This window comes from Rhodococcus sp. LB1 (assembly GCF_001583455.1).
In the GTDB taxonomy this organism is placed as follows: domain Bacteria; phylum Actinomycetota; class Actinomycetes; order Mycobacteriales; family Mycobacteriaceae; genus Rhodococcus_F; species Rhodococcus_F opacus.
The window spans coordinates 42,711-58,044 of the sequence record NZ_LTCZ01000046.1; the positions used below are offsets into that span (position 1 = coordinate 42,711).

General features: G+C 61.8%; 12 protein-coding genes. 8 read left to right on the forward strand and 4 right to left on the reverse strand.

Annotation, left to right across the window (positions count from 1 at the left end):
* The first annotated feature begins 13 nt into the window (after positions 1–13).
* The 4 genes from AZG88_RS08905 (at position 14) to AZG88_RS08920 (ending at position 4,589) form a co-directional block, all read left to right on the forward strand.
* Positions 14–1,273, forward strand: a complete 1,260-nt coding sequence (locus AZG88_RS08905) for a Tm-1-like ATP-binding domain-containing protein (RefSeq protein WP_061697482.1) — start codon at positions 14–16, stop codon at positions 1,271–1,273.
* Positions 1,266–2,285: a Gfo/Idh/MocA family protein gene (locus AZG88_RS08910; RefSeq protein ID WP_061697483.1), complete on the forward strand. Its 1,020-nt coding sequence runs from the start codon at positions 1,266–1,268 to the stop codon at positions 2,283–2,285. The genes AZG88_RS08905 and AZG88_RS08910 overlap by 8 nt, the downstream gene beginning before the upstream one ends.
* An 11-nt stretch (positions 2,286–2,296) precedes the next feature.
* On the forward strand, positions 2,297–3,637 hold the full coding sequence (locus AZG88_RS08915) for an MFS transporter (RefSeq protein WP_061697484.1): 1,341 nt from the start codon (positions 2,297–2,299) through the stop codon (positions 3,635–3,637).
* A gap of 139 nt (positions 3,638–3,776) precedes the next feature.
* Positions 3,777–4,589 carry a mycofactocin-coupled SDR family oxidoreductase gene (locus tag AZG88_RS08920; RefSeq protein WP_061697485.1) on the forward strand — a complete coding sequence of 271 codons (813 nt, stop codon included), beginning with the start codon at positions 3,777–3,779 and terminating at the stop codon, positions 4,587–4,589.
* An 871-nt stretch (positions 4,590–5,460) separates the two neighbouring features.
* Here the strand turns inward: AZG88_RS08920 and AZG88_RS08925 are convergent.
* Entirely contained in the window at positions 5,461–6,741 is a 1,281-nt protein-coding gene (locus tag AZG88_RS08925; protein ID WP_231913895.1) for an ROK family transcriptional regulator, read from the reverse strand.
* Between the two features lie 191 nt (positions 6,742–6,932).
* On the opposite strand from AZG88_RS08925, the gene AZG88_RS08930 reads away from it, so the two are divergent.
* From AZG88_RS08930 to AZG88_RS08945, 4 genes are all read left to right on the forward strand, one after another.
* Entirely contained in the window at positions 6,933–8,381 is a 1,449-nt protein-coding gene (locus AZG88_RS08930; RefSeq protein ID WP_061043351.1) for an aldehyde dehydrogenase, read from the forward strand.
* A gap of 272 nt (positions 8,382–8,653) precedes the next feature.
* Positions 8,654–9,874 (forward strand): substrate-binding domain-containing protein, encoded by a 1,221-nt coding sequence (locus tag AZG88_RS08935; RefSeq protein ID WP_231913896.1) that lies wholly within the window; start codon positions 8,654–8,656, stop codon positions 9,872–9,874.
* A complete protein-coding gene (locus AZG88_RS08940; protein ID WP_061697487.1) occupies positions 9,871–11,397 on the forward strand; it encodes a sugar ABC transporter ATP-binding protein in 1,527 nt (508 codons plus the stop codon). The genes AZG88_RS08935 and AZG88_RS08940 overlap by 4 nt, the downstream gene beginning before the upstream one ends.
* Before the next feature lie 4 nt (positions 11,398–11,401).
* On the forward strand, positions 11,402–12,448 hold the full coding sequence (locus AZG88_RS08945) for an ABC transporter permease (protein WP_082764671.1): 1,047 nt from the start codon (positions 11,402–11,404) through the stop codon (positions 12,446–12,448).
* Between the two features lie 1,057 nt (positions 12,449–13,505).
* On the opposite strand, the gene AZG88_RS08950 is transcribed toward AZG88_RS08945, so the two are convergent.
* The 3 genes from AZG88_RS08950 to AZG88_RS08960 all read right to left on the reverse strand — a co-directional run bounded on the left by AZG88_RS08950 (position 13,506) and on the right by AZG88_RS08960 (position 14,922).
* Positions 13,506–13,874 (reverse strand): histone-like nucleoid-structuring protein Lsr2, encoded by a 369-nt coding sequence (locus AZG88_RS08950; RefSeq protein WP_061043354.1) that lies wholly within the window; start codon positions 13,872–13,874, stop codon positions 13,506–13,508.
* Positions 13,875–14,005: 131 nt separating this feature from the next.
* Entirely contained in the window at positions 14,006–14,383 is a 378-nt protein-coding gene (locus tag AZG88_RS08955) for a hypothetical protein (protein ID WP_156517453.1), read from the reverse strand.
* 176 nt (positions 14,384–14,559) lie between these two features.
* Positions 14,560–14,922, reverse strand: a complete 363-nt coding sequence (locus tag AZG88_RS08960; protein ID WP_061697489.1) for a cupin domain-containing protein — start codon at positions 14,920–14,922, stop codon at positions 14,560–14,562.
* Positions 14,923–15,334 lie beyond the last annotated feature (412 nt).

Below are 15,334 nucleotides of genomic sequence, written 5' to 3' on the forward strand. Positions count from 1 at the left end.
ACAGGACCACACCGTGACCACAACAGTCGCCCTGATAGCGGCACTCGACACCAAAGCGGACGACGCCCGCTTCATTCGCGAGCGCCTCCGTGAGCATGGGTTGCAGGTGCACCTCATCGATGTAGGAGTGCTCGACGTACCCCTTCTGCAGCCGGAAACCACCCGCGAGGAGGTGGCCGCCGCCGCCGGAACGGAGCTGGGCGCACTCAGGCGGCGGCACGATCGTTCGGCGGCTGTCGACGCCATGGGGATCGGCGCCCGACGAATCGTCGAAGAACTGGTCGCAGAACAAAAAATCGCGGGTTCATTCGCCCTCGGCGGCGGCGCAGGAACCACTATCGGATCGACCGTGATGCGGGATCTGCCGCTGGGCTTTCCCAAGGCAATCCTGTCCACTGTTGCTTCGGGAAACACCGCGAACTATGTCGGCACCTCGGACATTGTGATGTTCCCGTCGATTGTGGACATCGCCGGTCTCAACCGGATCAGCACAATGACCTATTCCCAAGCCGCTGATGCTTTCGCGGGCATGGTCAACGGCCTCAGTACCAGACCAAAGCCCACTCCGCTTCCGGACCGACCCCTCGTCGCCGCATCAATGTTCGGTGTCACCACGCCGACCGTGATGCGCGCCAAAAGGATTCTCGAGAACGCGGGATGTGAAGTTGTTGTCTTCCACGCAACGGGCGCCGGGGGCCGGGCGATGGAGCGCCTGATCGCGGAGGGCTACTTCGATGCAGTTCTCGACATCACCACCACTGAGTGGTCCGACGAGGTTGTCGGCGGCATTTTGTCCGCTGGCCCCACACGTCTCGAGAGCGCCGCTCTGCACGGCGTACCCCAAGTCGTATCCCTCGGTGCCACCGACATGGTGAACTTCGGAGCACCAGAAACGATTCCTGACGGATTCTCGAATCGTCTGCTCTACCACCACAACGCCGAGAACACACTCATGCGTGTCACCAGCAACGAAGCACGACAGATCGGCGAAGCGATCGGCAGAAAACTCAGCCTCGCCACTGGACCGTGCACACTTCTGATCCCCCTCCGCGGCACGTCGGCACTCGACGGCGACGGCGAACCCTTCAACTGCCCCGAGGCACGCCGAGATCTGTTCGACGCCGTGAAATCGTCCCTGACCGACTCAGCGGTGGCTGTGGTCGAAATCGACCAGCACATCAACGACGAGGCCTTCGCAAACTCTGCTGCCCGTCTACTCCTCGACTACCTCAACCACGTCCCCCACACAGCCCAAGCGAGTACCCATGTCTGAGAACAAGAAGCTCCGCGTAGCACTGATCGGCCCCGGCCGTATTGCGACAGCACATCTACCTGCCATTGTCTCCGCCAGCAACAGTGCCACTCTCGTCGCAGTGGCAGGCCTGCCACACGAGAAGGAACGCACCCTGGACCTGGCCACCCAATACGGAGCCGAGCGTGCGGTCCACGATGCTGAAGCGGTCATCCTCGCCGACGATATCGACGCGGTCGTCCTGACGGTCCCCAACCATGTGCACGCGTCACTGACCACGGCACTGGTCGAAAACGGCAAGCACGTACTCATCGAGAAGCCACTCGCCACCTCATTAGCAGACGCCGACATCATGATTGACGCCGCCAGGTCACATGATCGAGTGCTCATGGTCGGCCACTGCCGACGCTTCTTCGAGGGGGCGCAGACTGCCAAGAGGTCGGTTCCCGACCTCGGTCGGCCACTGACGCTGTCTCACACGCTGGGTGTCTTCGCGGAGCATGTGGCAACGGAGTGGTGGAAGTCCGCCTCCAACGCCGGCGGGCTCGCACTGGGCCTCAACGGCCCCCATGTCATAGACACGATGCTGTGGCTTATCGGGAGCCGGCCCACGCGGGTGTATGCCCAGACTCGGCGCCTGCGCGATCTATGGGAGGGCGAGGACGAGGCCATGATGATGGTCGAATTCGAGGACGGCAGCTTGGCCTCCGGTCACATTTCGCTCAACACCCGAGTCCCTGTGAACGACAGACTCATCAACGGGCCAAAAGGCAGCATGCGGCTCACCGACGACCGGAACCTCTGGTTGAACAACACCCAAACGGTCACGGAAGAACTCACTCCCTACATCAACGGCGATTCCTCATTCAATAACCAATTCCGTGAGTTTGTCGACGCGATTCGTAAGGGCAGAGTCCCGCAGTCCTCGGCGGAGGAAGCACGGTCGGTGGTCGCCCTCATGGAAGCTGCGCACGTATCCCAAGCAACCGGGCAACCCGTCGACCTCGGCGCGTATCTGACGACCAGAACTTAAGGGAAACACCCATGTCCAGCAACAGTACGACCGTGAACCAGGTATCTCCGACATCGCGTCGAGGGCTCGCCCGCGTCGTCGCATCCAGCACGACCGGCATGGCGTTGGAAGCGTACGACTTTCTGCTGTACGGCTCAGCCGCTGCACTCGTATTCAACAAACTGTTCTTCCCGACCGAAGACCCGATCGTGGGCACGTTGCTTGCGTTCCTCAGCTACGCGCTGGGTTTCTTCGCTCGCCCCGTCGGTGGAATCGTGTTCGGCCACTTCGGAGACCGCATCGGACGCAAGCCGCTGCTGATTATCAGCCTGGTCCTGATGGGCGGCGCTACCTTCGCGATCGGACTCTTACCGACCTACGCGATGATCGGGGTGTGGGCTGCCGTCGCGCTCAGCGCGCTTCGGCTCATCCAGGGCTTTGCCCTGGGCGGAGAGTGGGGCGGGGCCATGCTCCTCGTCGCCGAGCGAGTTCCCGCACGGCGCCGCGGAGCGTGGACCAGCCTGCCCGAGGCAGGAATTCCGCTGGGTAACCTGATCGCAACCGGAGTTCTCGCCGTGCTTGCGGCCACACTCGATGACGTCGCCTTCCTCGACTGGGGGTGGCGGATTCCCTTCCTGTTGTCGGCGGTGTTGCTGGTTGTGGGCTATTGGATCCGGTCGAAGGTAGAGGATGCCCCGTTGTTCGTGGAGGCCCACGAACGGGCCGAAAGCGCTGTGGCAGCGGAAGCGCCCGCCAGGACGGTTCTGCGCGAGCACCGCCGTGAGCTCGCCGCGTGTGCGAGTGCGCGCCTCACGGAGAACATCGTGTACTACGTTCTAACTGCTTTCATCCTCGTCTACGCCGTCGAGAGGAGTGGAGTAGACAAGGGCGTTGTGTTGAATGCTCTCGTCCTCGCCAACGTAGTCCAGCTCGTCGCGACGCCCTCCTTTGGTGCGCTGTCGGACAAACTTGGTCGCCGGCCCGTGCTGCTCGGCGGAGCGATTGGCACCGCGGGCTGGATCTGGGTCTTCTTTTGGCTCCTCGACACCGGGAACTCGGCACTGGTTTTTGTGGCCATGGTGGGTGGGCTGATCTTCCACTCTGCCCTGTACGGGCCGCAGGCAGCGTTCTTCGCCGAGCAGTTCCCCACCACGGTCCGCTATACGGGCATGTCGATCAGTGCCCAGGTCACGACGGTGATCGGTGGCGCTATCGCGCCGTTGATCGCCATTGCGTTGCTTGGCGCCTTCGATTCGTCGATCCCCGTGGCCATCTACGTCGCCACCGCTGCAGTGATCACCGTTATCGGAGTCGGTCTGGCGAGGGAATCGCACCGCCGGGACCTCGCGACGATGCGCGACACCACGAATTGACGCCCGGCGCTTGGGTAGACGGGCGCCACGAACGCTGAGCGGGGACAGCTTGTGACCTTTCGGTGGCGCCCGCCAGCCCCCCCGCACTGACAATCAGCAACACGTGCTGAGACAACCGCACAAGCAGAGAGGAATCGTCATGGCAGGACGACTCGAGGGAAAAGTAGCACTCATTTCGGGTGCAGCGCGAGGTCAAGGTAGGTCTCACGCGGTCCGTATGGCCGAGGAAGGTGCAGATATCATCGCATTCGACATATGTCGGCAACTTGATACGGTGCAGTACCCGCTTGCCAGTTCTGAGGACTTGAAGGAAACGCAACGGCTGGTGGAAGCGCTTGGACGACGCATCCTGACCGCAGAGATAGATGTGCGTGACGCGGACACCATTGCGCAGTTCGTCGGCGCCGGTGTCTCCGAGTTCGGTGGACTCGACATCGTCTGTGCCAATGCCGCTTTCACCTGCTTCGTCCCCAACACGTGGTCGATCACCGAGCAGGAGTGGGACGAGATGATCGGCGTCAATTTGACGGGGGTGTGGAAGACCGTCAAGGCGGCAATCCCCGCGATGATCACCGCGGGCCGCGGAGGATCTATCGCCATCACCAGCTCTTCCGCAGGTACCAAGGGCATGGTCAACCTCGCACACTACGTTTCCGCCAAGCACGGAGTCGTCGGTCTGATGCGCACGCTAGCCAATGAGCTGGCTCCGCATATGATTCGGGTCAACACCATCCATCCGACCGGAGTCAACACGAAGCTGATCAACAACGATCACGTTCGCACGTTCCTCGAGGCGCACCCCGAGTGGGACGCCAACATGGCTAACGCGCTTCCGGTGGATATGGTCGAGCCCGAGGACATCAGCAATGCCATCGTGTGGCTGGCATCTGATGAGGGCCGCTACGTCACCGGGGTCAGCTTGCCGGTCGACGCTGGTTTCGCGGGCCGCTGACACCCCTGCTGCTGGGTGTATCAACTGTATTGCGGTGTGGTGCGCACGATTCTCTACGTGCACGGCGGTTTGCTGGGCGAGAGCACAGTGCGAGGCACCGCTCCCCGCCGTATGAGCGAGCGTGGAAAGGACGGCAGCGGCCCGTGAGGCCCATCCGGTCAGTGCCCGGACCGGGCGCACCCCACCGGATCATCAGAGAGATCGAATGCCGTTATGCCTGAATATCCTGAGCGAGAGAATGTGTGGACGACGGGACGGAACCCGGGCTTTGCCGGTCCCGGTCCTGGACGGCGCGAGCCTGGCCGCGCGGCGATAGAAGCTGACGTGCGCAACTATCGACAACGGCATCGCGAACGAAGGCAAATCGGAACAACTCGTCACACCCGGGACGAGACCGAAGCGTTTCTGTCGTTCGCTGGGATATGGGCACCTTTCGGCGGCCCGCCGGAGTGGGAGTTGTTCGTTACCTACGGAATAACTAGGGCGACATTCTTCGAGAGGCTCTGGCAGATCATCACTTCGAGGAAATGCGATCAGATCGTCGCTCAACGGCTTTCGGCCGCCTACCCGCGACCGCCATCCCATCGAGATGGGCTTGTCGGTGAACGTGGTGCACGATGATCGGGCGGACACGCGTCCATGGATGCGTAGTGGGTGAACGGACGGGAAAGAGCACAGCGCCCACCGGGTTCATTGCAGTCGACGTCAGATTACAAAGGGGGAGTGGTGTCGCGGACTGTCTGGTGGTTGGTCCCCGGTGGCAATCGACGGAAATCCGTAGGAAGCAGTCGCCGCGTGCTTGCCCTGGAGTGCACACACGCTTCGACGCCGAGGATGTTGGTGCCGTCGTCCGTACGCCGGTCGAGAAACATCACCCGGCGTCGGCCGTTGCCACCAACTCGTCGATTGCTTCGGGCGCCAGGGCGTCCTCGATGACGGCCAATGCGGCCCCTCGCAATCCCGCGTCGTCGCCGAGACGCGCACGAGTAATGACCGAGGCGCGAGCTGATGAGGGAAGCGCTGACTTGTAGATCGACTCCTGCATTCCGACGAGGAACTGGTCGCCGGTGTCGACGAGGTATCCCCACACTGTCACGACGTCGGGGTTGAGGAGATTGATCACCGATGCCATGACCTCGCCGACGTGACGGCCGGCCTCGCGCACGGCTTGGCCTGCAGGTACGATCCCGGCGTTCGCCAGGTCAGCCACGTCGCGGGCGGTGTGCGCCTCGTAACCCTGCTCCACGAGGGCAGCAGCTAGGGCTGGTCCACCGGCAATGGTGTTGAGGCATCCCCGGCTCCCACACGGGCAGGGCAGGTCCACGCCAGCCATCTTGGTGTGGCCGATCTCGCCAACCATTCCGGTGGCCCCGCGCACGACGTTGTGATTGATTACGAGACCGCATGCGACAACAGTTCCGACTTTCAATGACACCAGCACGTTAGCGTCGCGCCACCCCGTTCGGTGCTCTCCGATCGCCATCAGGTTGACGTCTCTGTCCACGAAGGACGGTGCGTGGAAGGACTGCGAAAGACGTTCGGCGAAGTGGAAGTTTACCCACTCGCGACTCCCGCCCGATCGGTTTGATGCAGGGGCGGTGGCGATTTCGACGTCGCCCGGGAGTCCCAGTCCGACGCCGTAGACATGGCCTGCGGAAAGGTCGAGCTCCGCCAAGGCGTCCTTGAAGACAGTGCAGATCAGCTCGATCAACGCTTCCGGTCCGCGGGCAACGTCGAACTGGACCTGGGTGCGCCAGAGGATCTCTGCGTCCAGGTCGGTGATTGCGAGCATCGTTCCACTCATGCCCACTTGGGCTACCAGAGTGACGCCTGCGGCTGCGTTGAACGCCAGTAGGCTTGCGGGTCGACCTCGACCCGGTGAGGTCTCTCCATCGGTGGTCAGCAGGCCGATTTGCTGCAGGATGTCGAGTCGTTCGTTGACCGTCGATCGGGCTAGACCCATCGTCTTTGCCAGCTCGGTGACGGTCTCGACCTTCCCAAGTCGGATGAGGTTGAGCACCTCGCCGGTTCTGGCCATCCGGCCGCCGGACCGTTTCGCAGGTGGTGTCCCGTTGCCGCTGCCGGTGAGGCGTCGTTTCGGGCGCATCGCCGGCGGTTCCGGTGGTGATCCACCACCCCCATTTAGCGTCATGTAGTCAGCATATACGCCGACATCTGTTCCCATCCAGCCTATTGACGAAGCGTACCGACATGATTACGTTTACTTTCGACATATATGTCGTTGGGCTGCCTGCGGGCGCCACCACTCGAGCCGCGCCGTGCTGCGCCAGGTCTGCTGAAAATCTCACCACCGGTGCGGACCACCAAACAGAGGAGATCTAGATGAACGTCCCACATGCGAACGAGCTGTTTGTCGGTAGTCGTTGGGTGGCCCCCCGGAGCAGTGAACTCGCCGATGTCGTCGCACCATACGACGGTCGGGTGATTCGCCAGCTGCCTCGCCCGACTATTGATGACGCAAAAATCGCGGTCGACGAGGCGCAGGGCGCATTCGACAGCTGGGCTGGGTTGACCCATGACGCAAGACGCGAGATCGTCGCGAGGTTCTGTGGCGCGCTGGACAAAAGGCTCGATGAGATCGTTCGTGTCTGGGCACTTGAGGCTGGTATGCCGTTCCGCAACGGCGACGAACTCACCAAAGCTGCCTCGGAGCTATGGAATCGGGCGCTCGACGAGTCTCAGACCGCATCGTGGATCGAGACGCGTGAGACCTCGATGGGACGTATCGAGGTTCGACACGATCCGATCGGACCCACCGTGGGGATCGTAGCTTTCAACGGTCCTCACATGCAGTTTGCGCTGGCGATCATCCCCGGCTTGCTCGCCGGGAACACGATGATCATCAAGCTTCCGCCCGAGGCGCGGATGCTCGGATACATCTTCGCCGATGCGGCCGCGGACGCCGGATTTCCGTCTGGTGTCTTGAGCATCCTTGCTGGTGATGCCGATGTCAGTCAGTACCTCGTTGAGCATCCAGGGATCGCGGCCGTTCATTTCACCGGTGGAACCGAGGTAGGTGTTTCCGTCATGCACTCGTGTGCGGATCGCGTCGCCAACGTCGTGCTGGAGTTGGGCGGAAAGTCCGCGTCGATCGTAGCCGCGGACGCCGACCTCGACATGACTGTGCCTGCTCTCGTCGATGCGATGGCGCTTTATAGTGGCCAGATCTGCGTCGCTATGACGCGGCTTCTCGTCGCCCGAGAGATCCACGACGCAGTCGTGGACGGACTTGTCGCCGGCTTGAAGGCGCTGAAGATGGGCGACCCGGCAGACCCCGAAACCACCTGGGGCCCACTCGCGGCACCGCGCTTTCTGGACCGCGCAGAAGGCTACATCGAACGGGCCGTCGCAGGAGGCGCGACCATTGCCGCCGGAGGCGGCAGGCCGAGTGGCTTGGAAGGCTACTTCCTCGAACCCACCCTGCTGACCAACGTTACGAACGACATGGAGGTCGCACAGAACGAGATCTTCGGTCCGGTCTTCTGTGTCATTCCGTTCGACACCCTCGATGAAGCAGTCGCAATCGCGAACGCATCGCGGTACGGGCTCTCTGGATCGGTGTTCACCACCGACGAGCGGGCCGGCCTGGATGTGGCACGTCGAGTTCGATCCGGCGTCTTCATCATCAACGGCACATTCCCTTGCCTGGCGGCACCCTTCGGGGGAGTCAAGCAGTCGGGGTTTGGTCGCGAAGGCGGTCCCGAGGGGCTATTCGCGCTTACCCAGACCAAGAGCATCACCTTGTCCAGCGCTGTAAGCGCGACTGCCTAACTTCCGACACCGCACTGTCCCAGTGGGCCGCCGGGCGAAAAGCTCGGCGGCCCAACCTGTATCAGGGCGCTCGGCAAATCTTCACTTGAGAGGTTCGTCAGGCCACAGCGGGTCGAATATGTGACGGAGATCTCGCGAAACCGTTGACGTCGAGAATCGACGTCATTAAAGTGATAATCGACATTAATGAGGCGGCGGTCGGTGCCACCGAAGAAACTCACGACCGACTGACGGGCCCACAGTCTTCCCATCACACATCACAGAGGTGCACCATGACCCGCGCGTCCGTACGTAGCCGGAACCCCAAACCGGACCATCCCTCCCAGCCCGGCCGCCGCCGATCCGCCCTGATGGCCGCAGCACTCCTCGTCACCGGCGCTGCCACCGCCTGCACCTCGAACGCGGCTGGCAGTGCGGGCGCGAACTGTGACACAACCACATACGACGGCGCGATCGCCGCCTACACAAGCGGCGACGTCATAGGCAAAGGCCCTAACGGTGAAATCTCCGTACCGGCAACATCCATCGAACTCACCGACGCCGAAGTAGCCCAAGTCCGCGCCATGAACGCCACCGCAGCGGTCGTAATGCACTTCTCCGGCGACAGCTGGAGCAACGCCCAGGTCGACGCACTCAAGGCCGAATTCGACAAACTAGGCATCCGAATCGTTGCCCAGACCGACGCCCAGGCCGACCCCGCCAAACAATTTTCCGATATCGAGACCGCGCTCTCGGCGAAACCGAACGTCATGGTATCGATCCCCTCCCTCGACCCCATCGCGCTTGCGCCCGCCTACCGAAAGGCCGCAGACGCCGGCGTCAAAATCGTCTTTATGGAGAACCCCGCCAAGAACTTCCAACCGGGACAGGACTACGTCGCCGTCGTCGCCACCGACAACTACGGGGCCGGCGTTCTCGGCGCACACCAATTGGCGAAAGCGCTCTGCGGAAGAGGCGAAGTGGGCGTGATCTACCACGGCGCACAGGCGCCGACGAACGTCCTGCGCGAACAGGGCTTCACCGAAACGGTCGAGAAGAACTACCCCGACATCGACATCGTGGAAAACAAGGGCCTGCTGGGCCCGGACTGGAAAGGCGAAGGTAACTCGAACGTCAACGCGTGGCTCACTAAACACCCGCGGCTGGGCGGCGTGTGGTGCTTCTTCGACGCCCCCTGTGAGGGCGCCATCGACGCCGCACGCGCCTCAGGACGCGACGACCTCGCCGTCACGACGGTGGACTTGGGAAACAACGTCGCCATCGACATGGCACAAAACGGATTCGTCAACGGGATCGCCGCCGCGCAACCGTACGATCAGGGTGCCGTCGAGGCGAAGCTTGCAGCCTACGCGCTGCTTGGCAAACCGGCCCCGGCCTTCGTCGAGCTTCCCTCCCTCCCTGTCACTCGCGACAATCTAGTCGACTCATGGAAGTCCCTGTATCACTCGGACGCCCCCAGTGACCTCCAGCAAGCCCTGGACAGCAGCCGATGAACACCACGGAGAATGCATCGATCGCGGTCTCCATGCGGGACATCCACAAATCCTTCGGCAAGGTGGAAGTTCTGCGAGGTGTCGATTTCGAACTGCGCCAGGGTGAAGTCCACGCCCTGCTCGGCGGCAACGGTGCGGGAAAATCGACACTGATGAAGATCCTGCAAGGCGTTCACCGCGCCGATGCCGGGGACATCATCATCGACGGGCGGCCAATGGACTTCCAATCACCGTTCGATGCGACAGCAGCCGGCATCGGCATGGTATTCCAAGAATTCAGCCTCATCCCGAGCCTCTCGGTCGCGCAGAATATTTTCCTCGGTCGCGAACCCCACAAGTTCGGACTAATCGAAAACGGAACCCTGAACCGACGGGCGAGCACACTGCTCGACCGCATGGGCGCCGACATCGACCCGCAAAGCCTGATCGGAGATCTCCCAGTCGGGTACTGGCAACTCACCGAGATCGCCAAGGCGCTGAGTATGCAAGCACGTGTCCTCATCATGGACGAACCGACCGCCAGCCTCCCGTATTCCGAGGTCGAAGCACTGTTCACCCTTATCGGCAGGCTCAAAACACAGGGCATCTCGATCGTGTACATCAGCCATCGAATGGCCGAAATAGCACGCGTAGCCGATCGCCTGAGCATCATCCGCGACGGCCGCAGGGTCCTCACCGACGACGTGCACGCAGTCCCGCCCGAACAAGTGGCCGAATCCATCGTCGGTCGAGAGATTCTGCACGGCTTCAACAGAACCAAGCGAAACGCTGACACCCGTCCAGAGGTCACACTGTCCGTCGAGAACCTCAGCGCGGGAAACCGTCTCGACAACGTCTCGTTCCAAGTGTCCGCCGGCGAGGTCGTCGGAGTCGCCGGCCTGATCGGAAGCGGACGAACAGAATTGGCACGATGTTTATTCGGCATCGACCGAAGCGACTCAGGTCGGATAGTGGTCGACGGCAAACCCATCCGCCCCCGTCGGCCACTCGACGCCATCAGATCGGGCGTCATGCTCGTACCCGAGGACCGTCAATCACAAGGCCTCGTACGCGAACATTCCGTACGGACCAACCTGCTTCTGCCCAGCCTCTCGCGACTGACCCGGGGGCCGTTCATCGACGACAGCAGAGGCCGTGACCTCTGCGCAGACCTCGCACAGAGGCTCGGGATTCGCGCCACCGCCATCGATCAGCCAGTTGGCCGACTGTCTGGCGGAAACCAGCAAAAGGTCGTCATCTCAAAGTGGCTAGGCCTCAGCGAGATGGGAGTCCCACCGCGGGTGTTGATACTCGACGAACCCACCACGGGCGTCGACATCGCCTCCAAAACCGACATCATGCAACTGGTGCTCGACCTCGCTGACGCCGGCACCGCGATCATTCTCATCTCTTCCGAGCTCGAGGAACTCCTCGCCGTCGCCGACCGTGTCCTCGTCATGCGACGAGGACGAATCGACGCCGACTTCGACCGCGACAACATCCCCGACGAAGAGTCGCTCCAGCTCGCCATCCAAGGAGTGTGAACACATGCCCACCAAATCCAACGCCGCGAAAGCCGCGACGCTAACCACCACGTCACAGACCCAGGAGCCTCCTAGCGCAGGTACCGCACTCCCTGAACCTGGACGGCCCAGCTTCGCCTCACGATTCGGCGACCTGGAGTGGCGCGATTTCGCCATCTACATCGGTTTCGTCGTGGTCTTCCTGCTATTCGCAGTCTTCCTACGGGACGACGGATTCCTGCTGAGCAACAACCTGCTCAACATTGTCAGACAGACCGCCATCATTGCCGTCATGGCGGTAGCTGGAACCTTCGTGATCGCCGCCGCCCAGATCGATCTATCGATCGGATCCGTTGCAGGACTGTCCAGTGTCGTCACTGCCATGACCATCTCGTCGACCGGCAGCGTTCTGCTCGGAGTGTTGGCCGGACTCGGCACCGGCGTGGTGGTAGGTTCCATCAACGGAGGCCTCGTCGCTGTCCTGGGCTTGCCGTCCTTCTTGGTGACCCTCGCAATGCTGGGCATCGCCGCCGGAGTTGCGCAATGGATCTCAAACTTTCAGCCGGTGCCCATCCTGAACAAGGCCTTCACCAACCTGTTCGGCTCCGGAGACTTCGGACCTATTCCCGCACTCCTGCTCTGGGCCGGTCTCTTTGTCCTCACCGGCGTGGTGGTGATGAATAAGACGACATTCGGGCGCCAGGTACTGGCCGCCGGAGGCAATGACACCGCAGCACGCTTCACCGGCGTCCGTACCAAACGAATCACCTTTTATGTGCTGCTGATCTCGGCCATCGTCGCGAGTGTCGCCGGAATGCTCTACGCTGGACGCCTTCAGTCGGGTCGGTATCAATGGGGCTCCGGCGACGAACTCTCCGTCATCGCTGCCGTTGTTCTGGGAGGAACCAGCCTCTTCGGTGGATACGGCCGGGTCATAGGCTCGGCGATCGGAGCAGTCTTCATCGGGCTCATCAACAATGGACTGATTCTCGCGGGACTGGACGTGAGCCAGCAGATCATTATCCAAGGCGTCATCATCATCATTGCCGTCGCACTTGCGAAAAAGAAGTGAACCACCCACCCTCGGTACCTCGGAACGCGATAAACGGGCCGTTCATCAGGGGTACACCACTACTCCGGGTCGTCGTCCACATCCCGTCGAATGTCGCGAACATCGTGTAACACCAGCATCATTAGCGAACACCCCCAGGACAAGGTGATGACCATATGGACGCGGATGTTCTGATCGAGTTGATGGCGCTTTCCGTCACTCGACCCCCTCCCGGCGCGAGTGTCGAGGTTATGGCCGCATGGCACGAAGCGCAATCACGCTAGTGAGTACAACTCGGTGCGAGCAGGACAGGACGGAGCCCGCGACAGCGCCCGCGCCGCACGAGCGCACCAGCGGTCACTGCAGTTGCTCCGCGACTCGGCGCGATAGCTCCGTGCGCCGCGCGCCAATAAAAACGCAGAGCGCTCGGGGCCCTGCCTCGAACAACGTTAAAGCCCTGATGTTTCGACGATGGGTGATGACCTGAAGATCTGGCTCATCACTCACCCTCTAGGCTCGTCGGGCGTCTCAGCCGCGTGTCCTCCCCGAGACCTCCGACGCCGGTGGGGACCCGCAGAACCGACGTATGCGGGTCCCCGCCACCCACGTCCTTAGGCATAGGATTGCGGAATTGACCACGCACGCGGGGGCCGTTAGTAGCGGACAAACCTGTGCCTGCTTCTCATCCTCGACGACTGTCTTCGGAACGCAACGGGGTGAGTGTGGCCCGGCCCCCAAGCGAAACGCCAACAGCAACCGCAACCGCTCGGAGAGCCAAGGCCTTCTGCAGAGCGTTGCGCGCGATGGAGCCTTCTCCGAGACCGTCGCCGCGACTTGTGGTCGGACGTGTGCAGTTGCCGGCAGTCAAAGCTGTCGGACAAATGGTTCATTGGAAGGGCGGGGATTGGTCGCGGCTGCTCCGAGGCGGGCATGCGTGTCGAATGACAGATCTGGGAGCAGAAATTAGTGCAGGAACTCTCGCCGATACGCCAGCCGCGAATGCCGACTCTCCTTCAGCCTGCCATTCCATCCACCCGATCGCGGAGCTCAAATAACAACGGCGCTCTTCTGGCGGTCGTCAGTGAGCAGCGTTGTACGCCTCCGCGATCTCGGTGGGAATTCGCCCGCGGACCCCGATGTCATAGCCCTGTTCCTGAGCCCATTCCCGTACCGCCCTCACATGGTCACGGTCCCGCCGCGCAGGTTTCCGCTTGACCTCACTACCCGACGTGAGTGTGCCTGCGGATCGATTCTTGCGGCCACCTACCTTTGTGGCGTGATCGATGTAGTGATCGAGTTTCTTGTGGAACTCCTTCGCATTCTTCGCCGATAAGTCGATCTCGTAGTCGATTCCATTTACGGAGAAGGCGATCGTCTCGCCCTTTCCTTCCACAATGGGAGTTCCGTCGATATCGTCGACGTGTTCGACAACTATTTGGCGCGCCATTCCAACTCCTTCGTCACTTTTATGCACCCACTCTACGTCCATTGCACAATGCTCGCCTCAGCCAAAATGCTGTGCCCCACACGCATGCATCGAAAATGACAACTCGGACGGAATTCTTGGCGGAAAAACCCTCATCCACCAGGCGGGTCAGCTCGAATCCACGGCGGGGTGTTGGATGTAACCGCAGTCAAGGGAGTGATACTCGATGTCCACAGGTCAGCGGCGGGCAGCGACAGGATTCCCCCAAATAGATACGGTGCCTCGCATTCGATTGTTTCGGAGTCGCCGAGGGTGAGTTGCTGTTCGTGGAAGTCGAAATGCCTTGTTGAATAACGGTACAGCTCGACAATGGTCATGAACCGCACCGGGAACGCCATCCCCCGCCGCAAGTCCTCGTCCGATTCACGGTGCAGGTGGCGGACGAGGGAGGCGCTCACTCGATCGAGTTTCGCGCCCGCTCTATTGTTGTTGAACACCAGTGCGGCGGTGCAGGAACCGTAGTAGTTCACCACCTCGAGGTGCCCAAGAGCATATGCACCGGGGTGATACAGCCGGCGAAGTCGTATTGGGAGGTGTGAGGGTGACGGGTCCGCGCACACTCGCCGGCCGTGCTACCTGGGCAAACGTCCACTACGGCGGTTTCCGCGCGCGTGTGATGAGCGGGCGGAACATGGGGCGCTGTCGTCTACCGCTTGGCGTAGTCGGCGACGCCGGTCCAGTCGATGACCACGCAGGGCTCATCGCCGAGGATCCAGGCGTCGTGTCCGGGCGGGCAGATCATGAGATCGCCGGGGCCGAACTCCATGTCTTCCCCGTCGTCCATGACGATCTTCATACGACCCGAGATGACGTAACCCATGTGAGCGGCCTGGCAGCTGTCTGTCTTGGCTATCGGTTTGACGTGTTTGGACCACGGCCAGCCGGGCTGGAAGGTCGCCCTCCCCACAGCGCCGGAAGTGACGTTGACGAGTTCGAGCTTGCCCATGTCGTCCTCGAAGGGGCGGGTTTCCTCGGGTGAATCGAGACTCTTGCGGATGAGACCGGACATCGGTTGTCCTCCCACGTCGTTGTGGCGGCACCCACAGATGCGGCGGACCTTCGACCGGCAAATAGGGAACCGCGGGCTGAAGCGATTTCCTGGCTCTTCGATTCTAGGCTGGCACGCGGGGTCGGCCTATTTGCAAAGGAGGCGGTGGTGATAACGATGAAAAATCAGGCCACATCCCGAACTCGATTGGCGAATTGTTTTGGACTCGACATCGGGACCCCTAACAGTTGGCCCAGTTCGACGGAATCACCGCGACCCCGAAGCGGCATCCGTGCGTAAGCTCCTCGCGAGCGGAACCCTGAAGACCTACAAGGACTTCCCGCACGGCATGCCCACCACACGAAGGCGACGCAGGTTTGGCGTGGGTGGCGAACGCACCGGTCCGCGCCATAGCCCTAGTACTACAGTCGCG

Coding starts and splice junctions, on each gene's coding strand:
- AZG88_RS08910 (WP_061697483.1), top strand. CDS start 1,266: ATGTCTGAGAACAAGAAGCTCCGCGTAGCACTGATCGGCCCCGGCCGT.
- AZG88_RS08915 (WP_061697484.1), top strand. CDS start 2,297: ATGTCCAGCAACAGTACGACCGTGAACCAGGTATCTCCGACATCGCGT.
- AZG88_RS08920 (WP_061697485.1), top strand. CDS start 3,777: ATGGCAGGACGACTCGAGGGAAAAGTAGCACTCATTTCGGGTGCAGCG.
- AZG88_RS08925 (WP_231913895.1), bottom strand. CDS start 6,741: ATGACGCTAAATGGGGGTGGTGGATCACCACCGGAACCGCCGGCGATG.
- AZG88_RS08930 (WP_061043351.1), top strand. CDS start 6,933: ATGAACGTCCCACATGCGAACGAGCTGTTTGTCGGTAGTCGTTGGGTG.
- AZG88_RS08935 (WP_231913896.1), top strand. CDS start 8,654: ATGACCCGCGCGTCCGTACGTAGCCGGAACCCCAAACCGGACCATCCC.
- AZG88_RS08940 (WP_061697487.1), top strand. CDS start 9,871: ATGAACACCACGGAGAATGCATCGATCGCGGTCTCCATGCGGGACATC.
- AZG88_RS08945 (WP_082764671.1), top strand. CDS start 11,402: ATGCCCACCAAATCCAACGCCGCGAAAGCCGCGACGCTAACCACCACG.
- AZG88_RS08950 (WP_061043354.1), bottom strand. CDS start 13,874: ATGGCGCGCCAAATAGTTGTCGAACACGTCGACGATATCGACGGAACT.
- AZG88_RS08960 (WP_061697489.1), bottom strand. CDS start 14,922: ATGTCCGGTCTCATCCGCAAGAGTCTCGATTCACCCGAGGAAACCCGC.